The following is a 16,099-nucleotide window of genomic DNA, read 5'->3' on the forward strand; positions in this document are numbered from 1 at the left end:
GCCGGGCAGCGGCCCGGGCGGCCTCACCCGATGGTGACCACCCGGGCCCAGCCGGGCGGCGCGGCCGGCTGGTAGTCCGGATCGTGCTCGATGCTGCGCCGCCCGGACCGGGGGAACAGGCCCACCACCGTGCGGCACGGCGGTGGCGCGGGCGGCCACGGCGTCTGGCCGTCCGTCAGCACCACGACGACGTCCGGCCGGGGACGGGCCCGCAGCGCGGCCGTGAAGCCCGTCCTCAGGTCCGTCCCGCCGCCCCCGAGCAGCGGGACGCCCTGGGTGCCGCACAGCCGGTGGACGGTCTGGGCGACGGCGTCGCACGGGACGACGCTGACCTGGTCACGCCGCCCGCCGACGGCGCGGCCGATCGCGGCGACCTCCAGGAGCGCGCTGCCGAGCTCTGCGTCGGAGACGGACCCGGAGGTGTCCACGACCACGGCGACCCTGGGCGGACGCCGGCGCAGGCTCGGCAGCACCGCGCCGGGCACCCCGGCCGAGCGGCGCGCGGGCCGGCCGTAGCTGTAGTCGTCGCCGGCACCTCCCCCCGACAGCGCCGAACGCATCGCCGCCCCCAGTAGCGCCCGCCACGCCTGCGGCGGGTGGAACGCCTCCTCGGCCCAGCGCTGCCAGCCGCCCGGGGCGTCTCCGGGCCGGGCCCGGATGCCCTCGGCCACCCGGAAGCGCACGGCGTCCCGCTCCTGCGGGTTGAGCCCGTGTGCGCCCTCCGGCCCTTGTTCCCAGCTCCGGGCCAGCCCGTCGGCACCGCTGCCGCAGTCCAGCCAGGCCGCCTCCAGGCCGTTCGGGTCGAACCGGAACCCGCGGACGTACTGCTCCATCAGCAGCCCCTCGGGCAGCTCCAGATCGGCGGGTCGCACGGCACCCGTCGGCTCGACCAGACCGTCCCCGTACACGTCGTCATTGATCTCGCAGTCGGCGGCGATGTTCATCCGCAGCCGCGCCCCCGGGCCGTCGAAGCCCAGCTCCCGGGCCAGGCGGTCACCGCGCCCGTGGTGGTCGCGCAGCAGGTGGGAGACCTCGTGGACCCAGACCGCGGCCAGCTCCTCCACGGGGGTGCGGGCGACGAACAGGGGCGAGGCGTAGCACCGCCAGTACCGGTCGACGGCCACCGTCGGGACCTCCCGCGACTCCACGACGTGGAGCGCGAACAGGGCGGTGGCCAGGTAAGGCCGGGCCCGGGTGGCGTGCAGCCGGGCGGCGAACAGCTTGTCGAGGTCCAGCGCCCCGGTGCCGGCCGCGCTCATCGGCCGGCCCCGGCGGCGGCCCCGGAGAGGACACCCGCGACGGCCCCGGCACGGGCGGCCGCCCGCTCGGCCCGCCGGGACAGCGCCACCGCGGGAGCGAGGCGTTCGAGGGCCTCCGGCACCTCCCAGTCCTCGCGCCGCAACGCGGCCAGGGTGGTGGCCGGGACGACCACCAGATCCGGCGCGCCGGTCTCCACGGCCCGGGCCAGCAGGGCCCAGGCCGCCTCCCAGCGGGCCCGCTCGGGCCGGCTGCGAACGGCGGCCACCACACCGTCGAGCACCGCCTGGCGCAGGTCCCCGCGCTCCGGCAGCACCGCACCGGCCGGGTCGGCGAGCAGCGACTCCGGGTCCGGCAGGTCCATCCGGTCCATGGTCGCGATCAGTTCGAGCCCCGGGCCGTCCCCGACCACCCCCCGGACCAGCAGGGACAGCACCTCGCGGGAGGAACCGGCCGCGCTCGCGAAGGCGACCAGCCGCAGCGCCATGTCCCAGCTCCGCGGCGAGGGCCAGGCGCCGCCGCGCCGGGCCTCGTCGGCGGGCAGCCGGTGCACCAGCTCGGGGCGGGCGGTGAGCAGCCCGCACACCGCGCGCCGGGCCAGCACGACGGCCTGCGGCAGGGTGTCCGGGTCGAGCAGCGGCAGCGGTGCCACCGGCCAGACACCGCCCAGTCCCCGGACCACGACCTCGTGGTCGTGCACCCACCGCAGGTGGACGAAGCGGTTGGCCAGTGGCGGGCTGAGCTCCCAGCCGTCGGCCGCCGAGGCGCGCGGGTTGGCGGCGGCCACGATCCGGACGCCCGGCGGCAGCCGGAGGGCGCCGACGCGTCGTTCCAGCACCAGCCGGAGCAGGGCAGCCTGGACGGCGGGCGGCGCGGTGGACAGCTCGTCCAGGAACAGCAGCCCACGCCCGGCCCGGACCAGCCGCACCGCCCAGTCCGGCGGGGCCATCGGCACGCCCTGGTGGGCCGGGTCGTCCCCGACGACGGGCAGGCCGGCGAAGTCGGAGGGCTCGTGGACGCTCGCGATCACGGTGGTCAGCGGTAGGTCGAGGGCGGCGGCGAGCTGGTTGAGCGCGGCGGTCTTGCCGATGCCGGGCTCGCCCCAGAGCAGCACGGGCAGATCGGCGGCGACGGCCAGGGTCAGGGCCTCCAACTGGGCGTCGGGGCGAGGCTCGGTGGTGGTGTCGCCGAGCAGGTCGAGCAGCCGGCGGGCGACGTCGAGCCGGGTACCGGGCGGCACGGGTGCGGGCATGGGCTTGGGCATGGGCATGGGCATGGGCATGGGTGATCACCTTGGGGGAGGGAGTGAGCGGTCGGGAGGTCTGCTGGTCAGGAGCTCAGGAGCTCAGGAGCTCAGGAGGCCAGGAGGCCAGGAGCTCAGGAGGTCAGCGCGCGGCGGCGCGGGTGCGGGTTCGGGAGCGGGAGTGCCGCGGAGCGGAGGCGTGATGCGCCCGCCGAGGTCCGTCGGGCGCCGGCCCGTCGAGGCCCGCGCGGTACAGGCGGTAGGCAGTGCGCCGTTCGGCGGCCGCCTCCAGCTCGTCCCTCAGCGCGCCGGTGGGCAGCGCGGCGTCCGGGCCGAGCAGGGCCTCGACGACGGCGAGGGCGCCGGCGGTGTCGCCGTGGCGCAGGCGCTCGCGGACCTCGTCCAAGTCGTGCGGTGCACGGTGCGCCCGGTGCACGGCGCGCAGACAGGGCAGCGCCGTGCCGGACAGCGCGGCGAGCAGTTCCTCGCGGCGCAGTTGGGCGGGGTCGTGGTCGAGCGGGGTGAGCCGTCCGTCGACCACACCGATCCGGTGCCGGGCGCCGCGGCACTCCACCAGCCACGGTTCGTCCGGGCCGACGGGGCCGACGGGGCCGGAGGGCCCGATGGGTCGGTGGTGCGGGCCTCCGGGCGTGAGAGCGGCCGCGACCAGCGGGTGCAGTCGGTCCGCCTCGATCGCTCCGGCCCGCAGCAGGTCGAGGTCGGGCGGCACCCACACCGCCGGATCGGGCAGCACCGGCAGCCGGTGGACGTCCAGCCCGTCGGGCACCGGTGCGAGCGCGTCCGTCTCCGGGTCGAGCAGCAGCCGGTGGCGGCGCCCGAGCCGGACCACCACGGGCCCGGACGCGAGGCCGTCGGCACGGAGCAGCAGCCGGGCCTCGACCGCCCAGCGGTCCACCGCGCAGCGCAGGCCGGTCGGGGCCGTCGGGGCGTCGTCCTTCGGCCCGCCGTCACCGGCCCGCAGGCGCAGTTCGGGGCCGCGCTCCGCGTCCCACAGGTGTCGGTGCAGGTCGAGGCGGAACCGGCGGCCGGGGCGCGGATGAGGGTGGGCGTCGGGGGCCGGGCCGTCCGTCAGGGCCAGGCTGATCCGCTGCTCGTAGTCCGCCCAGGCGGGCGGCGTGCGGACCACCAGGAAGACCGGACGGTCGCTCCGGTACCGGGCCAGTGCCATGGTCAGTCCCGGCCGCAGCAGCCCGTCGGGCGCGGTCCGAGGCAGGTGCCAGCGCAGCAGGTCCGGTGCCAGCCGGTGCAGGTCCTCCCGCAGCCGGTCGGCGAGCTCGCGCCCGTGGCCGCGGGCGACGTCGCGGAGTCTGATGTCGACGTCCACGCCGGCGGCGGCGCAGGCGCCCGCCCAGTCCCCGGCGAGGCGGCGGGTGGTGGCGGTCTCGATCATCGTGGGCGGTACGGCGTACTCGCGTACGCGCCGCCAGAGGGCAAGGCGGGGATCCCCGTTCGCGGAGTGAGTGAGCATCAGCACTCACCTTGCGCGGACGGGACCTCCGATCTGGGAAGGGAGTTCGTGGTCATCGCGGGGAGCCTAGCCGCCACCGCCGCTCCGCGCCAGGGAGATTCCCGGCGGCCCGCGTCGGGGGAGCCCCGCGGGGCCGGGCGGGGTCCGAACCGGTGTGCCCTCAGGGGGAGTCGAGTCGGGCGAGGGCCGTGCGGAGGTCGGCGGGCGTCGCCCCCAGGCCGTACTCGTGCCGGATCGAGCAGGACACGTCCCGGACCCTCAGGTAGCGGGCCCGCCACTCCTCGGGTGCGGTGTGGCGGGGGTGGCGGGAGACGGCCAGGTCCAGCTCCTCCAGGGCGCGTTCGACGTCGGCCTCGACGCCGGGGTCGGCGAGGTGGCGCTCGAGCGCCGCGCAGAGGCGCAGAGGCGATCTCCGGCCTCGACCAGGCCCGGTGGGGGCGCCGTCACCTCGCCATCGCCGTCGATCATCCCCCGAGCCTAGCCTCGACGGCCCGGGCCCGGGGCGGCCGTCCGGATGTGCCGGTGTGCCCGGTACGGGGGTCCGTACCGGGCACACGGGGTGGGGGCGGGGTGGGTCAGATGGTGAGGTCGAAGGAGACGCCGGTCGCGCCGCCCGGGGTGCCGGGGATGACGCCGTCGTGCCAGCCGGAGGCGTCGGTGTAGATCTCGTGCAGCGTGCCGTCGATGACGGCCTCGATGACGCGGTCGCCGGTGTTGTTCTTGACCTTGACGGAGACCGAGGTGATGGTGCCGCTGATGCCGGGGACGACGTTGTCGCGCCAGGTCGTGCCGTCGCTGTAGATCTCGTGCAGCGTGCCGTCCACGACGGCCTCGATCACCCGCTGGCCTGTGGCGTGGTTGATGGCGAAGCCGAGGGTGCTGATGTTGCCGCTGACACCGGCGACGGCACTGTCGTGCCAGCCGTTGGTGTCGGTGTAGATCTCGTGCAGCGCGCCGTTCTCGACGGCCTCGATGACGCGGTCGCCGGACGTGGTGTACGCGAAGCCCAGGGCGCTGATGTTGCCGCCGACACCGGGGACGACGCTGTCGTGCCAGCCGTTGCCGTCGGCGTAGATCTCGTGCAGCACACCGCCCTCGACGGCCTCGATCACCCGCTGTCCGGTGTTCGGGTTGTAGGCGAAGCCCAGGGTGTCGATGGTGCCCGACACGGGCACGGCGCTGTCGTGCCAGGTGCCGCCTTCGGTGTAGATCTCGTGCAGGGCGCCGTTCTCGACGGCCTCGATCACCCGCTGACCGGCCGGGTTGTACGCGAAGCCCAGGGTGGTCAGGTTGCCGACGCCGGGGACGGCGCTGTCGTGCCAGCCGTTGGCGTCGGTGTAGATCTCGTGCAGCGCGCCGCCCACGATCGCCTCGACCGTCCGGTTGTTGGCCGACGGCGCGGGCGGCGGCGTCGTCGGGTCGTCGACGATGTTCTTGTACCGCAGCGCGGTGTAGCCGCTCATCGGGTGGGAGGAGAGCGTCGAGGCGTTGAGGTTGCCGTCGGTGTTGTAGTTGGTCGGCCGGCTGCGGCTGCTCTCCTGGTAGTAGTTGAACGTGCCGGCGTTCTTGTCGCGCCAGCCGGCGAAGATCACCACGTGCTGGTCGCTGTTGAGCACGTCACCCGGCTGCATGTCCCACTTGTTGATCGCGTTGGCGTACGACGGCAGGCCGCCGGTGTTGGGACTGTCCTTCAGCTGCCAGGCCATGGAGACGAGTCCGGAGCAGTCCTGCCGGTAGCGGCCGCCGGTCTGTGCGTCCGACCACCAACTGTACGGCGCCTGAAGGCCGTTGGAGCTGTACGGGACGTACTGGTCGACCCAGTCCTGCGCCCGGGCTATCACCTGGCTGCGGGTGACCTGACCGCCGGGGGCCGCGTTCTTGCCCAGCGCGCCCGTCGAGGTCGAGCTGAACGAGATGCCCTGGACGCTGTCGGCGTGGGCGGGAACGGTGGCCAGCACCACGGAGGCGATGCAGGAGGCGGCGAGCACGCCGACCGTGCGGCGGGAGGTCGACTTGAGCACAGACATGGGGAGTCCTTGGGTGGAGGGTCGGGTGGTGACGCGGTGGGACGAGACGGAGGGGCGGCTGCGCACGGGATCAGCCCTTGGGCCCGAGGGCCGCGACGGCGGCGATCACCGAGGCGTCGGTGCCGGTGTCGTGGGCGGGGCCGGGCCGCTCCTGCAGCTCGTCGAACTGGAAGAGGGTGAGGTCGGCGCCCTGCTGGAGGGCGTAGACGTGGTTGGTCTGCAGGTCCGGGGCGGACAGCCCGCCGGCTCCCGTCCAACGGCGTGACCAGGAGGTGCCGTCGGGGGTCTGGGCGGTGCGGGCGACGGTCGCGTCCTGGGCGACTCCACGCTCGGCCTGGAGGCGGCGGGATGCGTCCTGGCAGCTGCCCATGTCGGCCAGCAGCTGACGGTAGGCGGCCTGCGCGGCCCCGGGCGTGGGGAAGGCGAACAGCTGCTGCCCCGCGGGATTGCGGGCGGCGCTGAGGTAGCCCTGCTGCTGCCAGGTGACGGCGCCGGAGACGCTCGTGCACTCGTTGAGGGTGATCGTGCGACCCTTCACGTCCTGGCTGGCCAACGGGCCGTCGGGCTTCCAGCCGAAGGACGGGGCGATGGGCAGCGCGGCGAGGCCGGCCGGGGCGACGGCGGCGGTGAGTGGTGCGGCGGTGCCGGCCGGGCCCTGCGGCACCGGTACCGCGGCGGCCGGGGGCGTCGGTGTGGCGGTCTTCGGTGCGGGGGCCGACGGCCGTGCGGCCGACGGTGCCGTGGCCGTAGCCGCAGTGCCGGTCGGTGCCGGTGTCGGTGCCGACGACGGCGTGGTGGCCGGAGGCGTCTGGGTGGTCGTGGGTTCCGGGGCCCCGGTCGGATCCGCCGCCGTCCTTCCGTCCGCCGCGGCGTTCGTGGTTGCCACGGGAGCGCCGACGCCGGACACCGCGGCCTCGCGGGTGTCCGCCTGGGCGGCGGCGCAGCCGGCCACCACCACGGCGGTGCACAGGGCCAGGGCTGCCGACGACACGGCGGTGAAGGTCGAGCGTCGAGGGCGTGCGGGCATGACGGCTCCCGGAACGGAGGGGGGACAGGGGTGGCGGAGGCGCCCGCATTCGCGCGGTTGACGCCTCGCCCGGTGCCGCCCGGGCGGTGGGCCCTGGTGGCGATGACTACTGTCGTCGCAGCTCAGCGCGGGTGGAAGGGCCTCCGACTGGACGGAAGCGGTACTGGACGGATCCGTCCAGCGGCAGGGTGGCGCGGACCTGGAAACGGCCCGACCGCCCTTCCGGGGCGGGAGGGCGGTCGGGCCGTCGGAGGCCGGTGCCGGGGTGACGGTGCGCGGGTTACGCGGAGCGGGGGACGGGGAGCGGGCGCGGGTTACGCGGAGCGGGGGACGGGGAGCGGGACGGGGGTCAGTTCGGGAGGGGCCGGGTCGGGCGGGTGGCGGGGGCGTCGACGATCGAGTCGGTTCCGGAGCCCCGGCCGGCGGTGGCAGGCGTGCCGGTCGTGGCCGTCGCGGCGGCACCGGCGCTCAGCCGGAACGGCCGGGTGCGCCAGTCCCATCCCTGGCTCAGTACCAGGGCGGTGAAGTCCAGCCAGGGCGGGCGCTGCCCGCCGACCGCGGCGACCACGTGCGGCCAGCCCAGCACCGCTCCCTCCGTCAGCAGCGGGCCGATCCGGTCGACGAGGACCGGGTCCGGTCGGTGTTCCTCGATCAGGGCACGGCTACGGTGCCCGTCGGTGACCAGCAGGCCCCAGCCGCGCTCGCGGCACAGCCCCTCCAGGGCGCGGTACTTGGCGATGTTGACGGCGGTGGCCATCTCGAAGAGCGCCTTGACCTCGACCAGGACGCAGCGCCCGTCGGCGGTGGCGACGAGCAGGTCGGGGAAGTAGGTGCGGGCGCGCCCGTCGAAGTCGTAGCCGATGGCCAGCGGCTGCTCCTGGTAGTAGGCGATCTGCGGTGCGTGGGAGAGGAGTTGGATCAACTGGAGCTCGGGATCCGACTCGTACGCGACGTCCCGGCCGAGCTTGGGGCAGTGCCAGGAACCGGAGCGCGGGTCCTCGTCGTGGGCCTGGCGCAGTGCGGTCAGCTCGCTGCGCGGGGGAGCGCTCCCGGGTGCGCCGAACCACCGCACGAACTCCGCGAGGCGCTCCCACCGGGCGAAGGCCCGTTCGACGCGCTTCTGCAGGGTGGCCTCGCGGCGCTGTGCGTCGTGGCGCAGCGCACGGACTGCCACGGCCCGCGCCGCGAGGTCGTCGGCGGGTGCCCTGCGGACCCCGGCCAGGGCGGCCAGCAGGGCGACGGCCTGGCGCGGTGCCAAGGACGGCACCAGGACCTGCGCCAGGTCGAGCATCCGCTCGGCACCGGACGGACCGTCGTCCTCGGGAAGGGGTCCGTCCAGCCGTCCGAGCCCGGCGAGGAGGGCGCGGAGCCGGGCGATGGCGGGAGCGGTGCTGCGGGCCATCGCGCGCACGGCCCTGTTCTGCAGCTGGCGGACGCGCTCGCGGGAGAGCCCGTGGGCGGCACCGATCTGCCCGAGGCTCTGGGCCTCGTGGTCGCCCACGCCGAACCGGCGGGCCAGGATCCGGCGGTCGCGTTCCCCGGGGATCTCGTCGACGGCCGCGGCCAGCAGCTCGCGCAGGATCAGTGCGGTGTCCTCGTCGTGCCCGGCGACGGCGCTCCACGGCGGGTCGAGCGTGGCGGCGCCCGGGCATCGGCACTCCAACGACCAGTCTTCCAGGAGCAGTTGACCGGTCTCCCGCCACAGGCGCCGTCCGGCGTCCAGGCGGACCGCCTCGTCGACGACGGCGAGCGTTGCGAGCGCCGGGCGGGCGAGGAAGACGGCCCGGCGCTCGGGGGCGAGGGCGTGCCCGGTCAGCTGCTGCCACTGGGCGAGGACCTCGGCCGCGGCGGGATCCGGCCGGTCCGGTGCGGCGGGCGCGTCGTGCCCGGGCCCGGGGTCCCGGTCCGTGCCGCCGGGCCCGCGGTTCCAGTCCGTGCCGCCGGGCTCGCGGTCCCTGTCCGTGCCGCCCGGTTCGCCGCCCCGGCCCGCGCCGGCGGCGTCCGGCCCGGGGGAGGAGGACCTCACCCACCGCAGCAGCTCCTCGTCGGTGGCCCCGGCGAGCGGCACGTGCCGGGCCAGCCGAGCGCGGATCGCGCCGACGGTGCGGCCGTGCCGGGCGGCGAGTCCGTCGAGGCCCAGGCCCTGCCGCGCCCCCTCCAGCAGCCGGGCGTCCTCCGCGCCGTCCCACGGCTGACCCGACCTCGGACCGGTCGAACGTTCCTGCACAGTCCCCCCACGGCTCGTGACAACAGGCTGGAGTATGCCCCGGCGCGCGCCCTTCCGCGCACGCGGGAGCCGTTGGCCCCCGTCCACCCGGCCGGTGCCGTGATACCCGTTCCGCTCCGCGCGCGCGGCTTCTAGGGTCGGTCCTCGGACCCCCGTCGCCCCGCGGACGCGGGTCCGAAGACGGACCCTCGGGTCGTCTCCCACGCATGACCGGGGTTCGGACTCCTGAGGGGGATCATGCACATCCACTGCGACCGCTGCGGCTTCGAGCGCGACTACACCGGGGCGATGAACCAGGACGGCGTCCCGTGCGCCGTCTGCGTCCACGGCCGGATGCGCAACGGCGTCCCGGCGCGCGGCTTCACCGTCGTCCAGGGCGTCCCCGTCCCGCGCGACATGCAGGTCCCGTACGTCCCGTTCGGGACGGGCGAGATGGACGACCCGACGAGCTTCCACTACTTCGCCGCCGGGAACGGCCGGGCGTACGAGGCGTTCGTCCGTGCCAACAGCTGCTACGTGGGCCGGATGACCAACCTCTGGATGCCCGAACCGGGGCGCTTCGCCTGGCTGTCCCCGTACACCGGCAACATGCACAACCGGGCGCACTTCACCCAGCTCGTGATCGCCCGCGTCGCCCGGGCCAAGTTCACCGACAACGGCGGGAGGTTCCCGCGGCTGATCGAGCCGTTCGTCGGTTCCGGGCAGGTCTTCCTCAACGCCACCGCCTTCGGCCCCGGCCTCAACGACGGTATGCGGCTGTTCCGTTCGGTCGTCGCCGGCGACCTCAACCCGTACGTGCTCGGCGCCTACCGGGCGCTGGTGGAGCACGGCGGCGACTTCGTCAGGGAGTACGGCGAGCGCGCGGCCCGGTGGGACGAGGCGCCGGCGGACACCTACCGCCGCCTGCTGGACCACCTGGAGGCCAACGGCCGGCGGGAGATCGCCGAGACCGACGCCTACCCGGTCTCCGCCCGGCGGTCCGTCAGCGCCTACATCTGGCTGGTCAACCGCTGCACCCGCGGGACCAAGCTCTCCGAAGGCGGCGGCGTGCAGGGCACGTTCAACCCTGAGGCGGGCCGGCGCCTCGCCGCCATCCGCGCCCGCGAGACGGCCACGCTCACCGCGATCGCCGAACTCTGCGGCACCGCCGGCATCGAGGACTTCGCCTGCCGCGACTTCCGGACGACGTGCGACCTCGCCGGCCGTGAGGACGTCGTCTTCCTGGACTGCCCGTTCCCCAAGTTCAGCAACTCCGTCCCGCCCGGCTTCCTGGCCAGCCCCGAGACCTTCGGCTCCCAGTCCGCCGCCACCTACGGCACCGGGAACGACGGAGCCGCGTTCCAGACCAGCATCGTCGCCGCCGTCCGCGAACTCGTCGAGCGCGGCACGACCGTCCTGGTCTGCAACTTCGCCAACCCCGGCCTGGTGCAGGCCTACGCGAGACTCCTCGGCCGCCTCCCGGACGGCGCCGAGGCCCGCCACTACACGTACACCTACCGCTCGCCCACCACGACCAGCGAGGCCTACCAGCTGACCCTCCTGCCGGGCCGCGGCAACCCGGCGGTCGCGCTGAGCCCGCAGCGGATCCTGGCCGACTGGGTGCGCGCCGGCGGCGACGACGCGCTGAACGAGGAGTTCTTCCGGGACACCGGCGTCTTCGCCATGGAGGAGGACGAGGACGACGTCCGCCACGCCCGGCGCGAGCAGCTCCGCCAGGAGGCCCAGACCGAGTACGTGGTGAGCGGCGACGAGGACGAGTCCTTCGACGACGTCTGACGGGCGTCGGGACACCGGCCGGTGTCCCGCACGCGGAGCAGCGACGACGCACGGCCGCCCCGCCCCGCCACGGCTCTGGACAGGGCCGCCGGAGTCGGTCAGTCTTCACCACCATGACCCTCCCGCTCCCGCCCCACGGCCCCGGCCGCCGCCCCGGCGACGCGCGCGTCGCGCTCTTCGAGGCGCTCACCGCGGTCGGCGACGAGACCGTCGCCCTGCTCGCCGGCTGCCGCGGCGACACCCCGATACCCGGTGCCGAGTGGACGGTCGCCGAGGCCGCCGCCCACCTCGCGATGGCCAACGAGCTGATGGCCGCCCTGGCCGCCGGCGAGGAACGCCCTTACGGGGACGGCACCCCGGGCTCGCTGGCCGCGGCGAACGAGGCCTCGCTGGCCGCCCGCCCGGAGCGGGACCCGGACCTGCTCGGCGCACAGATCGCCCGGTGGGCACGGGAGTTCACGGCGGCGGCCGGCCCCCGCGCCGGCACCGAGCCGGTGCGGACCCCGCTCGGCCCGATGGACCTGGACACCCTCGGCGCCTACCTGCTGACCCACATGCTCGGCCACCTCTACGACATCGCCGTCGCCCTCGGGCGGCCGCACCCGATCGACCGGCACCGGGTCGAGCTGGCCCTGCCGTTCCTGCGCACCGCCATGCCCCGGGTCACGGACGCCCGCACCGCGGCCGGTCACAACGCCTGCTACCGGCTGCGGATCCGCGGCCTGCGCGGATTCGCGGTGACCTTCACCGACGGCGCGGCCGTGGTCACCCAGGAGCCGCCGCGCCGGCCGGACTGCACGATCCTCACCGAGCCGGTCGCCTTCCTCCTGATCGCCCTCGGCCGTTACACCGCCACCGCCGCCCTCACCCGCGGCAAGGTCCTCGCCTGGGGCCGCCGCCCCTGGCTGGCCCCAGCCTTCCCCCGCCTCTTCGCAGCCCCCTGACGGCGGTCGCCCCCTGACGGCGGCCGCCCGCTGACGGCGGCCGCCCGCTGACGGCGGCCGCCCGCTGACGGCGGCCGCCCCCTGACCGCGACTGCCCGCTGACCGCGCGGCTTCGGCACCACGCTACGGAGGTTGTCCCCACCCCGGATCCGGGTGCCGTCGCCATGCCCGTCGGCCCCGTGCGGGAGAAGGATCGGAGCACTGACACACCGGCCATGGGGGCCCGGACACGGTGCTGGAGGACAGGGTGACAGGTACGGGGATCCACGCGCGGGCGGTTCGGACGAGGGAAGGACACCGGAGAGTCGGAGCCACCGGGCCGTCGGCACTCCCGCTGCTCCCGTTGCGGGCGCTGCTCCCGCTACTCGGGTTGCTGGCGGCGCTCCTGGCGCTCCTGGCACCCACAGCCGTCGCTGCACCGTCCGCGGCCCCGGCGGCCCCGGCGGCCCCGGCGGCCCCGGCGGTCGCGGCAGCCGGGGCGGGTGATCCGGCGCGGTCGGAGGTCTCGTTCGCGAGCGCCGACGGCACCGTGCTGCACGGGGTCGTGCTGGCCCCGCCCGCACCCTCCGGCACCGGTGGGCCGGGCCTCGTGATGGTCGGCGGAGCCGGCCCCGGTACGGTGACCGACCTGGAGGACGCCGCGGCGGCGTACGCGCGGCGCGGCGTCACGACGCTGGTCTACGACAAGCGCACCGCCGGCTACTCGACCACCCGCCGGGACTACGGGAAGCTCGCGGACGACGCCCTCGCCGCCGTCGCGGCGCTGCGCTCCCGTCCGGGCGTCCAGCCGTCCCGGGTCGGTCTCTGGGGGCTCTCGGAGGGGGCCTGGGTGGGGTCGCTGGCCGGATCGGCGGCCACCGTGGGCGCGCTCGGCTACCTGCTGTTCCTGGCGGTCACCGCCGCACAGTTGACCGGGCCGGTGCTGCTCGGCCGCCCCGTCGTCTGGGCGGCCCTGCAGCTGTGCGCCGTCTTCGCCGTCGGCGCGTCCGGCCTCGCCGCGGTCGGTGGCCTGCGCGGGCACCGCGCCCTGTCGTCCGGCTGTCGGGCCCGGCTCGGCCTGCTCCTGCTGTCCAGCGCGGTGTTCGTCCCGTGGGCGGGCTACTGGGGGCTCCTGCTGCCCTGAGGTGCCGGAGTCCGGCCGGCAGGTCGGCTCGCGGGCCGACGGCCCCGGCCTCCGTCGCCGGGGCCGCGTCCCGCTCACTGCAGGATGTTGATCGCGCGGGCGATCACCAGGGTGGCCACGATCAGGGAGGTCGCGGCCTCCACCATCATCAGCAGTTTGGCCCACGGCTTGATCGCGGAGACGTCGGTCGGGCTGAACGCGGTCGCCGTCCAGAACGACAGCGACAGGTAGTCGATGAAGCGCGGCACCCAGTCGGCCGGCGCGTGGCCCGTGTGCTGCATCTCGGGGAACACGAACGCCGGTTTCGTCGAGGGCCGGTGGGCGCGGGCGGCGGCGCCGCCGCGGTCCAGGTCCCAGTACCAGAGCGCGAAGGCGATCACATTGGTCGCCCAGGTCACGCCGCCGGTGGCCAGCAGGCCGGTGGCGTTGTTGGCGAACAGCTTGTTGTTGGTCAGGATGTCGGAGACCAAGTGGACCCCGGCGTACAGGTTCGAGCCGGTGACGAAGGCGATCATGGTCTCGGTGACCACCCGCAGCCAGACCTTCTGACGGTCGATCCTCCCCGGGTCGCCGACGATCAGTGTCACCAGCAGGGTGAACATGACCACCGGGACCACCCAGACGGGGTCCAGCCGGTACGTCGTGGGCAGGGCCACATGGAGGAGCGCGGTGGCGGTGACGGCCGACGCCACAGGCCACCAGTGCTCGCCGCGCTCGGCGGCCTGACCGGGTGCCACCGGCGGCGGACCGGCCGGGTCGGGGCTTGCTCGCATGCCTCATTCTGACCTCGCCGCCCCGTCGGTGCCGCGCGGTGCGCCGCCCGACACGCCACGCGGGATCCCCGGGATGGCCCCCGGCGCCGGCGTTCCCCGGGCGCGCGGGTCCGGTCCGCCTCAGCGCCCCTCAGCCACAGCCTTAGTCACCGCCGCCACTGTTGGTGTTCCGCCTGATGCTCCGCCGCCGGTTCCGGCCGACCAGGCGCACCAACTCGCCAGCGGCGAGGGTCACGGTCGCCACGGTCCGGACCCACGGCGGCCCGCCGCGCTCCGCCCACACCACGCACACGCACCCGCCGACGGCGAGCACCAGGGCGCCCACCAGTACGAGACTGATCATGTTTCTTCCCGTCTCCGTCGTGTCGGTCGACACGGCTCCGCCGATCGTCTCAGCCCGCCCCGTGCAGGCCAAGCCCGACCTCGCGAAACGCCGCCGGCCGGGAGCTCCGCTACTGCCGTGCCTCCGCCGCCGCCCGCAGGAGGTCCGCGAAGGCCGCCGCCGCGGGCGGTGGGCGCTGCCCGCGCCGGGTGGCCGTGTAGACGTGCCGGACGGGCGTGTCGTCGGGGTGGAGGGGGACGAGGGCGAGGTCGGCGCGGGCGGCCCGGGCGGCGAGGGAGGGGATCAGCGTCGGGCCCAGCCCGGCGGCGACCAGGCCGAGTTTGGCGGTCCAGGCGGCGACGGCGTACTCGATCCGGGGCTGGAAGCCGCTGCGCAGGCACGCCGCGAGGAGGGTGGACTCGGCGTGACGGCTGGCGGCGATCCAGGACTCGTCGGCGAGTTCGACCAGGCGCAGGCGCCGTCGGCGGGCGAGGCGGTGGCCCCGGGGGAGTGCGACCAGTACGGGATCCGCCAGCAGCGGTTGCAGCTCGAACCGTTCGCGGTCGTAGGCGTCCTCCGCGTACGAGGCGACGACCGCGAGGTCGATCGTGCCGGTGCCGAGCAGGTCGAGCAGGTGCGCCGAAAGGCCTTCGGTGAGGCTGATCGCCACCTGCGGGTGCGCGGTGCGGAACGCGGCCAGGGCGCCGGGGACGAGGGCCGCGTTGGCGCTGTCGAAGGCGCCCACCCGGAGTCGTCCGGCGGTGAGTTCGGTGAGCGCGGCCAGGTCCCGCCGGGTGCTGTCGAGGCGGTCCAACAGGGCTTCGGCGTGCGGCAGCAGGGCGTGGCCGTGTTCGGTGAGCCGTACGCCGCGGGGCAGGCGGTCGAACAGCGGAGTGCCCAACTCGGCTTCCAGGGTGGCGATCTGGCGGGAGATCGCGGACTGGGTGAAGCCCAGCCGCTCACCGGCGGCGGTGAAGGAGCCGAGGTGTGCGACGGTGCGGAAGACGTCCAGCCAAGCCATGTCCATCCAGCATGGGTACCATGCGAGACATTCGTTTGTCGCCTGGGTGGCGACTGCCTAGCGTGGTGGCCATGAAGAAGATCGCTTTTCTGGGGCTGGGCCGGATGGGCCTGCCGATGGCCCGCCGACTCGCCGCCGCCGGACACCCGTTGACCGTCTGGAACCGTTCCCCCGGCCGTGCCGACGGCCTCGTCGAGGCCGCCACGCCCGCAGCGGCGGTGCGGGGCGCGGACGTCGTCGTCACCATGCTGTCCGACCCGCAGGCCGTCGCCGACGTGGCCGGGCGGTTCGTGCCGGAGCTGGCGCCGGGCACGCTGTGGATCGACATGTCCTCGATCGGCCCGGACGCCACCGCCGGGCTGCGTGCAGGACTCCCCGACGGCGTCGGACTGGTGGACGCGCCGGTGGTCGGCAGCGTGGGCCCGGCGGCGACGGGCGACCTGGTGGTGTTCGCGGGCGGCACGGACGCCGACCTCGACGTCGCGCAGCCCGTCCTGGAGCTGCTGGGCCGGGTGCGGCGCTGCGGCGGGCCGGGGTCGGGCGCGGCGTTGAAGGTGGTGGTGATCGGCGCGATCGTCGCCTCGGTCACGGTCGTCGGCGAAGTCCTGGCGGTGGCCGAGGAGTTGGGCGTGCCGCACGAGCTGGCGCAGGGGGTGCTGGCAGCCGGGCCGCTCGCGGGGGTGGTGGCCCGGGCGCTCAGCACGGACGCGGACTTCCCGGTCCGCCTGGCCGCCAAGGACCTCGCCCTGGCGGGCGGCGGTCCGGTCCTGTCGGCGGCCCGCGCGGTGCTCCTGGCGGACCCGTCGATCGCCGACCGGGACCTGTCCGCGGTGGTGGGCTCCCTCCGCCGCGGGTAGGCGGGAGGCCGGA

Annotated in this window: 13 protein-coding genes; 4 read left to right on the plus strand and 9 right to left on the minus strand. The window is 75.4% G+C overall.

Translation table 11 applies throughout. The annotated features are described in order from the left end of the window. Positions 1-23: 23 nt before the first annotated feature. The 6 genes from AB0N04_RS10010 to AB0N04_RS10035 form a co-directional block, all read right to left on the minus strand. Positions 24-1,259 carry a VWA-like domain-containing protein gene (locus AB0N04_RS10010; RefSeq protein ID WP_360221553.1) on the minus strand — a complete coding sequence of 412 codons (1,236 nt, stop codon included), beginning with the start codon at positions 1,257-1,259 and terminating at the stop codon, positions 24-26. After that, entirely contained in the window at positions 1,256-2,533 is a 1,278-nt protein-coding gene (locus AB0N04_RS10015; protein WP_360221577.1) for an AAA family ATPase, read from the minus strand. The genes AB0N04_RS10010 and AB0N04_RS10015 overlap by 4 nt, the downstream gene beginning before the upstream one ends. Before the next feature lie 109 nt (positions 2,534-2,642). Then, positions 2,643-3,989, minus strand: a complete 1,347-nt coding sequence (locus tag AB0N04_RS10020) for a hypothetical protein (RefSeq protein WP_360221550.1) — start codon at positions 3,987-3,989, stop codon at positions 2,643-2,645. Positions 3,990-4,564: 575 nt separating this feature from the next. Continuing rightward, positions 4,565-6,016 (minus strand): hypothetical protein, encoded by a 1,452-nt coding sequence (locus tag AB0N04_RS10025; RefSeq protein ID WP_360221547.1) that lies wholly within the window; start codon positions 6,014-6,016, stop codon positions 4,565-4,567. 70 nt (positions 6,017-6,086) lie between these two features. Next, entirely contained in the window at positions 6,087-7,043 is a 957-nt protein-coding gene (locus AB0N04_RS10030; RefSeq protein ID WP_360221544.1) for a hypothetical protein, read from the minus strand. Between the two features lie 349 nt (positions 7,044-7,392). After that, positions 7,393-9,270: a TnsA endonuclease N-terminal domain-containing protein gene (locus AB0N04_RS10035; protein ID WP_363363913.1), complete on the minus strand. Its 1,878-nt coding sequence runs from the start codon at positions 9,268-9,270 to the stop codon at positions 7,393-7,395. Positions 9,271-9,507: 237 nt separating this feature from the next. Between AB0N04_RS10035 and AB0N04_RS10040 the strand changes: the two genes are divergently transcribed. The 3 genes from AB0N04_RS10040 to AB0N04_RS10050 all read left to right on the plus strand — a co-directional run bounded on the left by AB0N04_RS10040 (position 9,508) and on the right by AB0N04_RS10050 (position 13,113). Further along, positions 9,508-11,046 carry a DNA adenine methylase gene (locus tag AB0N04_RS10040; protein ID WP_360215811.1) on the plus strand — a complete coding sequence of 513 codons (1,539 nt, stop codon included), beginning with the start codon at positions 9,508-9,510 and terminating at the stop codon, positions 11,044-11,046. A 113-nt stretch (positions 11,047-11,159) separates the two neighbouring features. After that, the gene (locus AB0N04_RS10045; protein WP_360215808.1) at positions 11,160-11,990 is read left to right on the plus strand and encodes a maleylpyruvate isomerase family mycothiol-dependent enzyme; all 831 of its coding nucleotides are present in this window, start codon (positions 11,160-11,162) and stop codon (positions 11,988-11,990) included. Between the two features lie 370 nt (positions 11,991-12,360). Then, complete coding sequence (locus AB0N04_RS10050; RefSeq protein WP_360215805.1) at positions 12,361-13,113, plus strand: hypothetical protein; 753 nt, start codon at positions 12,361-12,363, stop codon at positions 13,111-13,113. Between the two features lie 74 nt (positions 13,114-13,187). On the opposite strand, the gene AB0N04_RS10055 is transcribed toward AB0N04_RS10050, so the two are convergent. The 3 genes from AB0N04_RS10055 to AB0N04_RS10065 all read right to left on the minus strand — a co-directional run bounded on the left by AB0N04_RS10055 (position 13,188) and on the right by AB0N04_RS10065 (position 15,235). Beyond that, positions 13,188-13,886, minus strand: a complete 699-nt coding sequence (locus AB0N04_RS10055) for a hypothetical protein (RefSeq protein ID WP_360215802.1) — start codon at positions 13,884-13,886, stop codon at positions 13,188-13,190. A gap of 142 nt (positions 13,887-14,028) precedes the next feature. Next, positions 14,029-14,229: a hypothetical protein gene (locus tag AB0N04_RS10060; protein ID WP_360215799.1), complete on the minus strand. Its 201-nt coding sequence runs from the start codon at positions 14,227-14,229 to the stop codon at positions 14,029-14,031. Between the two features lie 109 nt (positions 14,230-14,338). Beyond that, positions 14,339-15,235 carry a LysR substrate-binding domain-containing protein gene (locus AB0N04_RS10065; RefSeq protein ID WP_360215796.1) on the minus strand — a complete coding sequence of 299 codons (897 nt, stop codon included), beginning with the start codon at positions 15,233-15,235 and terminating at the stop codon, positions 14,339-14,341. Positions 15,236-15,300: 65 nt separating this feature from the next. Between AB0N04_RS10065 and AB0N04_RS10070 the strand changes: the two genes are divergently transcribed. Next, positions 15,301-16,086 carry an NAD(P)-dependent oxidoreductase gene (locus AB0N04_RS10070; RefSeq protein ID WP_360215793.1) on the plus strand — a complete coding sequence of 262 codons (786 nt, stop codon included), beginning with the start codon at positions 15,301-15,303 and terminating at the stop codon, positions 16,084-16,086. Positions 16,087-16,099: the final 13 nt, after the last annotated feature.

Source organism: Kitasatospora sp. NPDC051702, from assembly GCF_040681575.1.
GTDB lineage: Bacteria > Actinomycetota > Actinomycetes > Streptomycetales > Streptomycetaceae > Kitasatospora.

Excerpts from the sequence above, each read along its gene's own strand:
- AB0N04_RS10010 (WP_360221553.1), bottom strand. The coding sequence starts at position 1,259 with ATGAGCGCGGCCGGCACCGGGGCGCTGGACCTCGACAAGCTGTTCGCC.
- AB0N04_RS10015 (WP_360221577.1), bottom strand. The coding sequence starts at position 2,533 with ATGCCCATGCCCATGCCCAAGCCCATGCCCGCACCCGTGCCGCCCGGT.
- AB0N04_RS10020 (WP_360221550.1), bottom strand. The coding sequence starts at position 3,989 with ATGCTCACTCACTCCGCGAACGGGGATCCCCGCCTTGCCCTCTGGCGG.
- AB0N04_RS10025 (WP_360221547.1), bottom strand. The coding sequence starts at position 6,016 with ATGTCTGTGCTCAAGTCGACCTCCCGCCGCACGGTCGGCGTGCTCGCC.
- AB0N04_RS10030 (WP_360221544.1), bottom strand. The coding sequence starts at position 7,043 with ATGCCCGCACGCCCTCGACGCTCGACCTTCACCGCCGTGTCGTCGGCA.
- AB0N04_RS10040 (WP_360215811.1), top strand. The coding sequence starts at position 9,508 with ATGCACATCCACTGCGACCGCTGCGGCTTCGAGCGCGACTACACCGGG.
- AB0N04_RS10045 (WP_360215808.1), top strand. The coding sequence starts at position 11,160 with ATGACCCTCCCGCTCCCGCCCCACGGCCCCGGCCGCCGCCCCGGCGAC.
- AB0N04_RS10055 (WP_360215802.1), bottom strand. The coding sequence starts at position 13,886 with ATGCGAGCAAGCCCCGACCCGGCCGGTCCGCCGCCGGTGGCACCCGGT.
- AB0N04_RS10060 (WP_360215799.1), bottom strand. The coding sequence starts at position 14,229 with ATGATCAGTCTCGTACTGGTGGGCGCCCTGGTGCTCGCCGTCGGCGGG.
- AB0N04_RS10065 (WP_360215796.1), bottom strand. The coding sequence starts at position 15,235 with ATGGACATGGCTTGGCTGGACGTCTTCCGCACCGTCGCACACCTCGGC.
- AB0N04_RS10070 (WP_360215793.1), top strand. The coding sequence starts at position 15,301 with ATGAAGAAGATCGCTTTTCTGGGGCTGGGCCGGATGGGCCTGCCGATG.